At 50.7% G+C, this 12621-nt stretch carries 12 protein-coding genes and 1 tRNA gene; 3 read left to right on the forward strand and 10 right to left on the reverse strand.

Annotated features, from left to right (window positions below; all coding sequences use genetic code 11):
• Positions 1 to 13: 13 nt before the first annotated feature.
• Both KTE_RS24035 and KTE_RS24040 read right to left on the reverse strand, forming a co-directional pair.
• Positions 14 to 1057 carry a queuosine salvage family protein gene (locus KTE_RS24035; protein WP_201385448.1) on the reverse strand — a complete coding sequence of 348 codons (1044 nt, stop codon included), beginning with the start codon at positions 1055 to 1057 and terminating at the stop codon, positions 14 to 16.
• A 300-nt stretch (positions 1058 to 1357) separates the two neighbouring features.
• The gene (locus KTE_RS24040; RefSeq protein WP_201385450.1) at positions 1358 to 2023 is read right to left on the reverse strand and encodes a sigma-70 family RNA polymerase sigma factor; all 666 of its coding nucleotides are present in this window, start codon (positions 2021 to 2023) and stop codon (positions 1358 to 1360) included.
• Between the two features lie 380 nt (positions 2024 to 2403).
• Here KTE_RS24040 and rsrA point away from each other — a divergent pair, with 380 nt between their 5' ends.
• Positions 2404 to 2706: a mycothiol system anti-sigma-R factor gene (gene rsrA / locus KTE_RS24045; protein ID WP_201368579.1), complete on the forward strand. Its 303-nt coding sequence runs from the start codon at positions 2404 to 2406 to the stop codon at positions 2704 to 2706.
• 34 nt (positions 2707 to 2740) lie between these two features.
• Here the strand turns inward: rsrA and KTE_RS24050 are convergent, their stop codons facing one another.
• The 5 genes from KTE_RS24050 to KTE_RS24070 all read right to left on the reverse strand — a co-directional run bounded on the left by KTE_RS24050 (position 2741) and on the right by KTE_RS24070 (position 8190).
• Entirely contained in the window at positions 2741 to 3577 is an 837-nt protein-coding gene (locus KTE_RS24050; RefSeq protein ID WP_201385452.1) for a DUF2085 domain-containing protein, read from the reverse strand.
• A gap of 96 nt (positions 3578 to 3673) precedes the next feature.
• The gene (locus tag KTE_RS24055; RefSeq protein WP_201385454.1) at positions 3674 to 4390 is read right to left on the reverse strand and encodes a cytochrome c biogenesis CcdA family protein; all 717 of its coding nucleotides are present in this window, start codon (positions 4388 to 4390) and stop codon (positions 3674 to 3676) included.
• Positions 4391 to 4496: 106 nt separating this feature from the next.
• Positions 4497 to 6239 carry a HEAT repeat domain-containing protein gene (locus tag KTE_RS24060; RefSeq protein ID WP_201385456.1) on the reverse strand — a complete coding sequence of 581 codons (1743 nt, stop codon included), beginning with the start codon at positions 6237 to 6239 and terminating at the stop codon, positions 4497 to 4499.
• 178 nt (positions 6240 to 6417) lie between these two features.
• Positions 6418 to 7560, reverse strand: a complete 1143-nt coding sequence (locus tag KTE_RS24065; protein ID WP_201385466.1) for a site-specific integrase — start codon at positions 7558 to 7560, stop codon at positions 6418 to 6420.
• Positions 7561 to 8119: 559 nt separating this feature from the next.
• Positions 8120 to 8190: transfer RNA gene (locus tag KTE_RS24070), tRNA-OTHER, on the reverse strand.
• A gap of 45 nt (positions 8191 to 8235) precedes the next feature.
• Between KTE_RS24070 and KTE_RS24075 the strand changes: the two genes are divergently transcribed.
• Together KTE_RS24075 and KTE_RS24080 are read left to right on the forward strand one after the other, a co-directional pair.
• The gene (locus tag KTE_RS24075) at positions 8236 to 8454 is read left to right on the forward strand and encodes a hypothetical protein (RefSeq protein ID WP_201385468.1); all 219 of its coding nucleotides are present in this window, start codon (positions 8236 to 8238) and stop codon (positions 8452 to 8454) included.
• Positions 8455 to 9346: 892 nt separating this feature from the next.
• A complete protein-coding gene (locus tag KTE_RS24080; RefSeq protein WP_201385470.1) occupies positions 9347 to 9784 on the forward strand; it encodes a hypothetical protein in 438 nt (145 codons plus the stop codon).
• Between the two features lie 563 nt (positions 9785 to 10347).
• On the opposite strand, the gene KTE_RS24085 is transcribed toward KTE_RS24080, so the two are convergent.
• From KTE_RS24085 to KTE_RS24095, 3 genes are all read right to left on the reverse strand, one after another.
• Positions 10348 to 10653, reverse strand: coding sequence for a hypothetical protein (locus KTE_RS24085; protein ID WP_201385472.1), 306 nt, complete (start codon positions 10651 to 10653; stop codon positions 10348 to 10350).
• Between the two features lie 414 nt (positions 10654 to 11067).
• Positions 11068 to 11673 carry a hypothetical protein gene (locus tag KTE_RS24090; RefSeq protein WP_201385474.1) on the reverse strand — a complete coding sequence of 202 codons (606 nt, stop codon included), beginning with the start codon at positions 11671 to 11673 and terminating at the stop codon, positions 11068 to 11070.
• Positions 11674 to 11816: 143 nt separating this feature from the next.
• Positions 11817 to 12272: a hypothetical protein gene (locus KTE_RS24095; RefSeq protein WP_201385476.1), complete on the reverse strand. Its 456-nt coding sequence runs from the start codon at positions 12270 to 12272 to the stop codon at positions 11817 to 11819.
• Between the last annotated feature and the right edge of the window lie 349 nt (positions 12273 to 12621).

Consider the following 12621-nt stretch of genomic DNA (forward strand, 5'->3'; position numbering starts at 1 on the left):
TGTAACAGTCAGGTTAATAGAATATTGTCCGTGTACGATGATAGGGTTGCATCTGCTCAGCGTCTTGCCCTATAAGCCAGAGGCGCTGATCCACCTCTGCTGGGGTCACGTTGTACCCCAGGGTACGCATCCTGCGTTGGATCAACTCACATGCCCAGATGGTCGCGGCCCGAATCTCCACCTCTTCTTCGCTACCAGCGGGAAGGAGTTCCTGGGCATCGACGCGCTGTGCAAGTGGGGCGCTATATTCAAGGATATGGAAATGGCGCAGAACCTGGGGGACTTTGTAGTCCGCAAAGGCGGTGAGCTGCTCAAGGTCTGAGAATGCTCCCCATGACTGGCCATGAAAGGCGCTATAGAGGTCGGAGACACAGATCTGGGCACGCTTCAAGAAGCGTACCTCTCGTCCCCGATACGTCGTGATATCGTTGAAAGAAGGAAAATAACTTGCCAGGAGTTGCGCCAGCCTGGGTGCGCTCCCTTGCGCTTGCTCGATAGCCTGGGAAAAGTTGCCCTGGAAGTGCTGTTGCAGGACCTGCCCAACCTCGTGCACGTTGTGTAGACGTTGCTCAAAGAGCGGAATTTGCTGCGAACCACGAAAGATATGCGCAAGCGTTTTGGCATCAAGGGCGCACAGATAGGCGGCATCCCAGAGCGGCAGGCCCTCTTCGACCGCGCGCGTAAGGGCCGCAGCCTCCGCCCAGTAGCCGTTGAGCGTCTGGCCTTTGTACTCAATGGTCCAGCGTGGCTGCTGCTTTTCGGCCCAGAAACAGAAGTTGAGCGCGTCAAGGAGCAGCATCCAGTTGACAGTACGCAATCCTCCGTCAAAGAAGTGATGCTCAACGTCCCATGGTACCTCGTCAAGCGCTTGACTCCCTCCAGGAAGCGCGGCGCCTTGTTGCCATTGCGCGCAGAAGTGCTCGATGTGTTCCGGGTTGATTCTGACATGCGTACTCTGGAGAACGACCGTGCGTGTGCTGGTCAATACTCCTAGCTGATCCTGTGCTGGAAGTGTGTAGCGATTATCTCTGTTATGCCAGGTCTCGATGTCCGCCATAAACAACCCTTTCCAGAAGATATGGTTTGATTCTACCGGGATTCGAGGTATCCGTCAATCTTTATGGCTCAAATGGCCGTATGATGCGCCCGCCACTATTGCAGAGTTAAAAGAGTTCATTACCTCAGCAAAGTAAGCCTGGCATGGTTGGGTTGGGCTATGTGGTTAGGGGGGAGAGGAAGCGGGCCGACGCACTTTTTATTGCGCGAAAAGTGACAGAAGAAGACATATAGCGTGCCTACCCCCTGGTGGCTACGATGGTCATCCAGGGGTGGAGCGGGAGAGCGATCAAGGCTACCGTTACGGCGTTCTGACGTAGCCTCGATCCTTCGCGTACTGCCAGAGCGACTTTTGCAGTTGGCGCCGGGCGCGCGAGATGCGACTCATGACCGTGCCAATGGGAATCTGTAGTGACTCGGCAATTTCTTTATAGGACAAGCCCTCGATATCCGCCAGGATGACGGGCATACGAAAGTTGTATGGCAGGTCATTGAGCGCTTTATAGACATCCTCATCCAGGTATTGATTTAAGACCTCGTCTTCAACTCCCTGAGATAGCTCCTGCCCATTAATATCGCGAATTTGATTATAGAGATAAAACTCTTCTCCCTCGGGCAGTGAGGCCGGGGTTGGGTGTGTGGCCTGGCGACGATAGCGATTGATGGCCGACGTATTCAGAATGCGGAAGAGCCAGGCGCGCAGATTGGTGCCTGGATGATAGGTATGCGCGAAGCGGAACGCCTTTAGCATCGTCTCCTGCACCAGGTCCTCGGCCTCCTGGGGATTATTCGTCAGGCGCAATGCCGTACGGTACAGACTATCAAGTTGGGCTACCACACCCGCCTCAAAATCCTCTGTAACCGCATGTTCTGCCGACGCTACTGGTGTCTCCATATCGTCATCGTCGTTTTCTATTTCCGGTTCCGTCTGCTGTTCATCTAACGCTTTCGGATCAAGTTCTGACATTAAGCTCTCCTCTAGTGCGCAAGGTCCCCCTATACTAAGGCACCTTCTTGCAAGTACTCTCAGTATATCTCAAGGACGTTTAGAATGAAAAGGCCCTGGCGAATTATCTCAAAGTTTTCTCATTTTTCCAGGTCCTTGTCTCGGCTCGTTGTGTGAGTCTTCGAGGTAAGAGGATGTCTGTGGGAAACGCGGCATTGTCGCGTTTCCCACAGACATCCTCTTACCCTTGAGCACCGCAGGCGCGAAAGTCGCATTACTCCAATGAGCTAAAGAGCAGGGAATTCCCTAAGGAAGTCATACAGGGAATGAAACTGGCTTCGCTTTATGTTAGAATGAACAGGTACAATGCAATGGCGAGCTAGGAGCAGGAGAATAGTTCTATGGGAGAAAATTTGGATTGCTTAAGCTGTTATGAAATTACAGCTCGTCTTCATCTCTATATTGATCGGGAACTCAATACGCAGGAAATCGAAATTGTGCAACAGCATCTGACGACTTGCCCACATTGCGAATGTCGCTTTCATTTTGACATGAGGGTCAAGCGCCTGGTTCATGACTGTTGTGCTATTGAGCGTGCGCCACAGCATCTACGCGAGAAGGTGATGCGCATTGCTCATGGCGAGCAGGTCGATATTGATCCCGAGCTAGCGAAGAAGATCAAAGCTGATTGGGGGGGCTGTTAAATCGCGAGCGACATCGAGAGATGTTTGCCATGACTCAGTGTATGTGAAGCCCTAGGGCCTGCAAGAGCCAGAGTTTGGCCTGCGCAAGCAGGAGGAGTTCACTCACCGTCAGGAGCAGGACTGGTCCCAGCAAGGGGAGCAACTGGCGGTATGCCGTAAAGGTTTCACAGCGTCTTCTCGTCAGGAGGATGCCCATCATGTTCAGGCTGCCTACCGCGAGTAGCAGACCCAGTGTGCTTAAAATGGCTATGATATCTCCAGTAAGTGGTATGTGTGTGGCGATACTGCCAAAGCATAGGAGCAGGATGGGGAGAAAGACGCCAAGCAGTGCGCGCCAGGAGGCCAGGCTGCGTGAGTCATGGTAGTATTTCCAGACCATCTGATTGAGCGTTGGTAGCAAGAACACGGCGATTGCCAATCCTGTCAATAAGCCCGTTCCCAGCCGTAACAGGTTGTTGGGTGTGTAGAGATGGGGAAAATGCAGGTCAAGCGCGAGCGAGTTGCAGCCATCGATGATCAGGGCGAGCACACCTCCACCCAGGAAAAGGCGTAGCCAACGCGAAGGGTACTGTTGCGCTCTCCCTCTGCCACTCAGCACGAGTCCAGCAAAGGAGACACAGAGTCCTAGATAGATGCCAGTATCGCGCGCACACAGTGGCAGGGCCTCGGTTCCTGCGTAGAGCAGGTGGGTGGGCAGGTGCGCGCATATTCCACTATCTAGCCAGCGCAAGCGCTCCAGCAGCGCCTGCCCAGGGATCAGCCAGCAGAGCACGAACAGGCAGAGATAAGGTGTGCTGAAGATCAGCATGCGCCAGAGTATGCCGTGCCTCCTGTTTAGTCCTACCGCCTTACCCCCCATTCGCGATTGCATGCTATTTCTCCGCTCAGTGTAAGTTCTGTAGGGATGTGGTGCGCGCTCGTAGCCGCAGGCTACGAGCGCGCACCACATCCCTACAGAATATTAACTTTAGCTCAGGCGAAAGTACGAATTGAACAGCGTTAAGAAGTTGAAAAACACAACCACTCCAGCAGCCATCATAAAGATGCCTGTCGCGATCTCAATTTTCCCCAGATGCGGTTTGAGGCGCTTGAGCAGAGCGCTAAGTTGATTCAATCCCAGCCCCAGCAGCAGGAAGGGAATACCCAGCCCCAGTGAATAGGCCAGTAAGAGCAGCACGCCTTGCTGAAGCGTCGAGGCGAATGCAGCCATATAGAGAATCGAGGCCAGGATCGGTCCTACACAAGGCGACCAGGCGATGGCGAAAACGATGCCCATGACGATAGAGACCCAGTAGCTTGGGCGTGATGGAAAGTAATCAATACGCTTCTGATAGTAGAGAAAGGGGATCTTCAGGATCCCGGCCAGGTGCAGGCCAATCACAAAGAGTATAACCCCCCCGATGTGCCGCAAGAGTGTCAACTGGCTGACAAGAAATCTTCCCATCGTGCTGGCGGTAGCCCCTAGTGCGACAAAGGCAATGGTAAAGCCAATGATAAAGGCGCTGGCATGTAGCATGGTCTTCAATCGCTGTTGCATACCTGCCTGCTCATCCGCCACTTGATAGATGCTCTGCCCTACCAGTTGCCCTAGATAGATGGGGACAAGCGGCAAGACACACGGCGAAAGAAACGAGACTAGCCCCGCCATAAACGCGATGCCGATGCTTAAATTAGAAGGACTCATGACGCTATCGCAACTCTCTTCCAGAGTATAAAAAGATGATACAAGTTATCCAAAGTTATACATAGTATAGAGGGTTGTGTGTCCACGCGCAAATTGTGAGTGCAGATCAGGGCTTCTGTCGCTGACTTTTATGGAGAATCTGTAGCGCCTGCTGCGCGAGTGGGTACGGCTGGGAGGCCTGCGCCAGGCGTGCCAGCTCTTGCAGGACCGCGCAGAAAATTGGATCGGCAGTCGTCGTCAATTGACAGAGGGCGTTAAAGGCGGTCTGGGATACGTGCGGGTCCTCATCAAGCAGACTTTGAATCAGGCCAGGCACGGCCCAGCGCGCGCCGATGTGCCCACAGACGAAGGCCGCGCAGGCCCGTACGCCGCTATCACTATCAGTGAGGAGGCGCAGCATCTCATTCTGAGGAGGCATAAAGGTGGTGTGTGGACTCCAGAGCAAGCCCAGAAGTTCGATGGTGCGTTGTCTGACCCAGGCGCCTGGTACATTGAGTAAGAGCAGGATCAAGGGATCATTCGCGATGAACCCACTGATCTCCTGGAGCGCCTGACGTTTCCCCTGTGTTCGAGCCTGGACCAGGATATAGGACAGCGAGTCTAGCGCCGTGACTTGCACCGCTTCATCGGCATCTTTGAGCGCGTGGAGCAGCCAGCGGACCGTGTTTTCGCGAATAGAGGCGCGTAAGACTCCTCGCAGCATGCGCAGACCCTCGAGCGCTTCCATATGAGCCGGGTGCTCCCTATTGAGGGCAATCGTGCCAAAAACAGCGGCAACGTATTCTCCGCCGCAGGAGGCAAGGGTATAGCAAGCTTGCCGGCGTACCTCGCTCTCTGGAGAGCGTAAGAGAGGCATGATATAAGTATGCAGTGTATGGCGGCGCATCATTCTGCGCATCATGGATGAGTTGGCTATCTCTTCAAGTGTCGTGAGGGCCAGAATCTGCAACGCCGGGCGCTCCGCCTGGAGCAGATCAATAAGCGTTGGAAGCAAGGAGGGGAGCGCGACCTTGCTCAGGGCATGTGAGGCCTGGGTGGCTAGCTCAGGCTCGGTAAGTGGGTCTTCCAGGACATAGAGCAGGCAGGTCGTTAACTGCTCGCGTTGAGCGACCGAGAGATGGACCGGCAGTTCCGTGGCAAGCAAGAAGGCGACGGCCTTACGCACCTCAAAAGGGGCTTTGGGATTGAGCAACTGCAATAAAATATCCAGCCCAATGTACTCCCGGCAATGAAGCAACGTATAGGCCGCGGTCAGGCGGACCGGAAAATCTTCTTCTGAGTCAAGGCAGGCATAGAGCGCGCTGATAGTGGCTGGTGCGAGCGTGTTTCGGCTTGCTCGGGTCGCCAGCGTTATGGCCGAGGCATAGCGCACTGTCTTCCAGGGAGAGGCCAGCGCGGCACACAGCAGGTCTTCATAGTTGGTTCCGGGCAGGTGGGTGGTGGCCTCAATGACACTGATCCAGAGCACTGGTCCCGCTGGCTCACTCAGTGTGGGATGCTTCAAGAGTTCATCCAATCTAAGCTCTGCCTTCTGGCAGAGGTTAGCGAGCAGGCGACTGCAATGCTCATACTGAGGGGGCCACCAGGGCCATGCGGGCACCAGGATTTCAGGTGTGCTGCTCAGGGTTGCCAGTACGAGGGGCAGGGTAGACGGACCACAGCGAGCCAGGCGCCGTGTCGCTTGCACACGCACATGATAATCTGTATTGGGCGCTAGCAAGAGCCTGAGCGCTTCTTCAAGAATATGTGACGAACTTGCAGGCCCCGGTACGCTGTCCTGGTCATAAGGGAACGCATGACGCTGTGCATCCGAAGGCATCTGATCGTCTGGTGTGCTTTTTATAATCATATCGGTGCTATCTGACATCCTCGTGCGAAGAGAGTGATACTCTGTTTTAGTTATAGCTATTCTCACAAGCTATAGACTTGAGTATATATTCCCTCGTGTCCCGCTTGTAGAGCGTTCCGAGCTCCCCAGGATGTCCCACTTGACAGCGTATGTGACAGCAGTTGGCCCAAATTCCGCATTATATGACTCCCTGTTTCCCGGTCATAAATGCATTCATGCTTGCCATCGCCTCTTGCTGGATGGATGGCAAGACATGGCTATAAATGTTCATCGTGATGGCGACGCTACTATGCCCCAGGATCTCTTGCACCACCTTGGGATGCACACCCATGCACAGGAGTGCAGTCGCGCAGGAGTGGCGTAGGTCATGAAATCGGATGATGGGTAACTCCGCATCATGCAAGAGACGAACAAAGGCGTGTCTCACATTGGCGGACCAGGTATGGGTGCCATAGATGCTACAAAACACCAGGCCGTGCTCTCTCCACTTGTTACCAGCCATAAGCCGTTGTTCAAGTTGTGCTGTACGGTGCTTCTTGAGCACTGCAATCGCATGATCGGCCAGAACGATAGCGCGGCGTCCACTATCCGTTTTTGTCTCACTTTCTTTCAGGCCTTGCCCTGGAATGTAGGTGAGTGTGCGCTGTACCTGCACCATTTTGCGCTCCAAATCGATATCCGACCAGCGCAAGGCGAGCAGCTCACCTTGGCGCATACCTGTGGCCAGCGCTAATGTGACAATGCATTCCAGTTTATGGCCCTCAACAAACGTGAGCAAGGCCTGGATTTGCACTTTGTTGAAGACCTGCATTTCTTTCTTGCTCTCACGTGGGAGTTTCGCCTTAGATGCTGGGTTACGGCCAAGCTTGCCCCATTCGACCGCCTGGCCAAGTGCTGCATTCACAATCATGTGGATGTCTTTCACGCTCTTGGGTTTCACTTCCTCATTGATGAGTGAGCTATAGAAGCTCTGAAGGTGATCAACCGTCAGCTTTTGCAGTGGGATATGGCCCAGGGCAGGAATGATGCGGTTATTGATGTAACCAGCATAGGTACACGCTGACGTGCCGCGAATTGTTGGCCCATGGATGCCAAACCAGTACGTGAAGTAGTCGCCAGTCTTCACCCTGGAGGGATCGACCAGCGTTCCAGCTTGCGACTCATGTTGCATCTTGCGCAGTAGGGCGCGGGCCTCGCGCTCCGTTTTCGCGTAGAAGTTGCGACGCTTGCCTTTGTCATCATGAAAACTACCAACCCAACGCCCATCTTTGCGCGGGTACACACTGCCATCTCCCTTGGGGGCACGCCTTGTTCTTGCCACGTTTCTTACTCTCCCTCTACTGCTGTTGGTTTTTAGTGCGTCCTTTCACCCAGGTACGCAGTGTATCAGGATTGACGTGCATCGATTTGTCAAACTGCACGACGGGCACTAAGCGGTCTTTCTGGGTTTCGGTGGATTATACGGTGATGGCAAGCACAAAGCATAGCCATGTCTTGTGCTAGATTTACCTCTGTTTCATCTACATACCTTGCTATTTGAATTCTCTATCAACGTAGTCTTTTATTTAGACAATTGTGTTTCTAGTAAGGTGCCAGTAATGGAAGTTTGGATTGTTGTCCTTACAGTTTGTGTAGCAAAACAAAACCGCCTGTGAGGTAGCTTCACAAGTGGTTTGAGTGGTGGAGATGATGGAGAGTTGAAGTCCACGACACGAGAAACTAGGCGCTCTTCTGGTGCGGTTCCATTGGCTTGTTAAGCGGAAGGGCGTTTTATTTTTGTCCATTAGTGGTGAATCAAATGTATATGATCTCAACCTCTAGGATGTCAAAATGGATGTCAGAATTTATACTGTATGGCTTGGGATGAACCCAAACCTGGGAGCATACAGAAGGACTTGAACCATCGACCTCCGCGTGTGGGTGCGACGCTCTACCCCTGAGCTATGTATGCAGGTGTACAATTGGCACATATTGTACAGATGAAAGGGGGATTATTATGCTTGAGAAATGCTGGAAAAAGTATGACTTTTTGCAACGTGAGCTAAGCACCTTAGAAGCTGCATTCAGACATGCAGATGCCCAACCAGACGAAGAATCCTATACGCGTTGTATGCAACAGGGGCTCATGCATCTCCTTACAATGCAATCTACTCTAGAATACTTCGTGATCGACGTGCGAGCGGAATTAGCGGAATTAGAGGAGAAGATCCTTTAAGCTTCTAGAGAGATGTACAATCTACCTGAGCCATCAGCAACGCGTACCTCTATTTCTGCCCTGTAAATCAGGCCGTTGCGCGGCTCCGCGTGGCAGATCCACATTTCAGGGCATTTACTAATAGCAGAGTTAAACCAACACCTTAACCGATATTTGGCATAGTCCGATATCGGTTATTTTTATGCCCATGGACGATTGCCTCTAAATGGCTTGCCATTGGTACGTAAAGGTTAGAAGTAGGTTTATCGGTTCTACTTCTAACCTTCTAAGGGTCCAGGGTAAGAGGATTTGAACCTCCCATTGCGGCTTTTTGGCCTGGCTTTGAAGCTCTGTTCGCGGCCATTTTGAGCTTGAGAGTGGGTTATTTTTGTCCATTCTTGTCTAACTTCTTCAACGTTTGTTGAGCGGTTTTGCTCTCACTTTTGCTCTCACTTATTTTATGTTATGGGCCTTATGGCTTGCTGTTGATAGTTGTTTGAGTAACAAGGGATGAGAAACTGTCTTATAGAGCGGGTTTAGACCTGTTCTAGGGTAGGGATTTTTTAGTATTCCCTTTTTTTGGCATTGGAACGAAAGGATCTTCCTCCCGATCTAGGTTGGCAGCGAATTCTTGAAAAGGCAAGCATCTAAGCAATTTGGTTTATTTGGATAAAGTCTATCTGAGTCAATACCTATCCAGCACTATAGTCTCTCTTATTATACGCATAAGCGACTTATATACACAATCGACGCTCAACCACTAAAAACCGCTCAATGTTGATGAGTTTGCATATCTTTGAGGTATACCTCTTCTATGCTGGCGATAGATGAGAGAAAGACATCTGCTCCTCAATAAGGAGACATATGCAATCGCCACAATCGGCTCTCGCCCTACAAAGAAAGGACTGCAAGTATGAAATATGATATTGTACAGGCCTGGAAAGAGGATACGTTTGACCAGTATTCCATTGAAGATGTACGAACAACATTGCTAACCAACCATGCTGGCGAAGCCGAACTAAGCGATGCAGAACTAGAACTGGTCAATGGCACAGGTGGCTGTGGTCATAGTCATGGTCATGGTCATGGTCATGGTCATGGCAAAGGTGGCTATGGTGGCTATGGTGGCTATGGTGGCTATGGTGGCTATGGTGGCTATGGTGGCTATGGTGGCTATGGTGGCTATGGTGGCTATGGTGGCTATGGTGGCTATGGTGGCTATGGTGGCAATGGTGGCAATGGCGGCAACGGTGGCTATGGTGGTTATGGCGGCAACGGTGGCAATGGTGGCAATGGCGGCAACGGTGGCTATGGTGGTTATGGCGGCAACGGTGGCTATGGCGGCAACTAGTAAGACAAGAAAAACTGTTTCTTTACGGTTTAGCGCTTCGTTTCGGCAAATCGCGTAACATGTTCTTCATCTTTTAGCCAGAGATAACACAAAAAGGCGACCCGAGCCAGCTCCGTGTAGCAACACGGAACGGACCTGGTTGGCTCGCCTTCTTCTGTTATGTTGTATCGAAACGACTTGTTGGGGGAGAGTTGAAGTCCACGACACGAGAAACTAGGCGCTCTTCTGATGCGGTTCCATTGGCTTGTTAAGCAGAATGACATTTTGTTTTTGTCCATTGGTGGTGAATCAAATATATATGATGTTAACCTCTAGGATGTCAAAATGGATGTCAGAATTTCTACTCTGTGGCTTGCTATTGATATGCAAAGGTGAAGTAGGTTTATCGGCGTACCCGTCTTCTCTCTCTCCCTACCACTTTAGCATTTTCTGCCAATTGGCTACCTTACCACCTTAGTGACAACACTTTTCGCTCTTTTCCAAGAATAGACTACTGAGGTGCAGAGAATACGGCTAAATCTGGTTTACCCTTGTTTTCCGTTCTTGCACCTCAGATTCCGGATTTAGCGGCGTAGGGACAGTGGCAGGAGCACGAAGAGCACGAAGACTAGCGCACCTCCTCCGATCAGGGCAAGCTCTGCAACGGGATTTTTTACCCGACCAGTAACTAGTAGATAGATTCCTGCGGCACAGGCAATAAAGCCCAGTGACCCTATACGGACCTGAAAACGACCGAGATGGCGTCTCCGCTGATAGGTTGATCGCTGGTGTGCCCTCCCCTGCCCCTGAGGATACCCTGGCTGAGGAGGATACTGACCTTGAGGATATCCCGGCTGAGGAGGAACATTAGACTGATTGGGATCGCGCATGCAAAACTCCTATATTGGTGAGCATCGATAGTTTTCTTTTGCGCTAGCATATCTTTTTTCCTGATGGGTGTCAATTAGTAGATAAAATTGCTAAAGCCGGATTTGGATATAATTTATCGTTTAAAATGGGTCTTACGTAGAATTTAACCAGAAAGACGTGAGGAAGGTTGTAATATAAAAAAAGTTGCAGCATGATAAAGTCACTTGCGAAATGACTTTGCAAGTGACTTTGTTAATGGATATGAGGGAGAGTTGAACTCCTTTTGATGGGTTTTTTGTGTGGCTTCCATGGCTTCCCTAAGGGCTTCTTGAGCCGATTTATGAGATTGTTCTTGTCTATTCTTGTCTAACTTTTTCGATGTCTGTTGAGCGGTTTTGCTCTCACTTTTGCTCTCAATTACTGTTGATTGATGTCTATTTTTCTTTGTATCCCAAAACAATCTTGCCCTTATATTCCTCTCTAGCGTATGCCTCAGGTTGGAGCGAGACTCCAAGGTCATTCAGATCAGCGACCGTCAGTGTCTCAGTATCAAGATCATCTTGGCAATAGTAGTACCGCGTGTCAGGTTCTACCATGACGCGATGATACGCGCTCCCTTGCCTGTTACTAGAGAGTTGCTCCAATGGGTCAACCTCGAAAAAGTATCTGGCCCAATAGAGCATGCAAGGCCACTTACTCTTGTCCTCACCTTTCCGTCCCCACCATGCTCCCCGAAATGCGAACAACCCCTCCTCACGTGTCACCTTAACACTGCTTGGTTCTAGCATGCGGATCTGCTCGTTACCTTTGTAGGGATGCAACTCTACCAGATCATACAATCTTACCTGAATAGAGCTTTGATCTATGGGATGAATTGAAAATTTTCCCTTGACCACCGAGAGGACGGAATGTCCAGCTCCATCAGCCATATCGACAGAACCTGATGGTGAGAAACTCAATCGATGGAAGTAATCGGAGAGGTGTGGGTTGGCTACAAGCGTTTTACACAAAGGGAACGCTACTTCAATCTCTTCTTGCATTCATTTTTCCTTGATAATGTTATAAGCGAATCCATCAAAGATGCTCTTTCCATAATCTTATTCTAACTACCCTCCCTCTCCTTACACAAGAGCTTTCTCGGGCCTGTACTAAAGTGTAAACTTCTTTCTTTTAGATCTGCTCTTCACAATCCGTACCCAGTAAATGCTCCATCTTCCTTGTACAGTTGCTCGATCTCTTGGCTCGAAAATATTCGTCTTCGTCTTTTCGACTCAAGGGTATCAACGACACATGGCCAACGCTGACAGCAGGTATAGGCAAAGCGGACGGCCAGCCGCTGGCTGCCTGGTGTTCTGCCAAGATGGATATAGATCCAGGTTTGAAACTCAGCGCCGAGCAACGCTTTGGCCTGATCGATTAACACGATGTCGTCCTCATCGAGAGGGTTGCCTTCATTATCAAAGACCCCATCATAGCAGGGCATACGAAAGACCCATACATAAGCTTCGCCATCAATGAGGCCTCCAAAGTACCCTGCTGGCGAGCCTGGTGTCAATCTTCCACCGGTCTGAAGGATAACTCCCGCCAGCTCTTCTTCTGTGATGTCGTGGCTACTGTAGAGCCCTACTCCAGCACTCATAGTTTGAAAGGCTCCTTTTGCTCCTATTTTAGAATATGTGATGCTCTATTATATCTTTTTGCTCGGGGAGAGTTGAAGTCCACGACGCGAGAAACTAGGTGCTCTTCTGGTGAGGTTCCATGGGCTTGTTAAGCGAAAGGGCATTTTATTTTTGTCCATTCGTGGCGAATCAAATGTATATGATCTTAACCTCTAGGATGTCAAAATGGATGGCAGAATTTCTACTGTATTGCCGTAAACAACCTATCTGCTCTAAAGACAGTTTCTGTGAAAATCTTGCCAAAAAAACAAGGTCAAAGTAACTCAGCAATTTGTTGTAATACTCAGCGAGTGCCTCATCTATACGGAA

Origin of the sequence: Ktedonobacter sp. SOSP1-85 (genome assembly GCF_016587415.1) — a bacterium.
GTDB lineage: Bacteria > Chloroflexota > Ktedonobacteria > Ktedonobacterales > Ktedonobacteraceae > Ktedonobacter.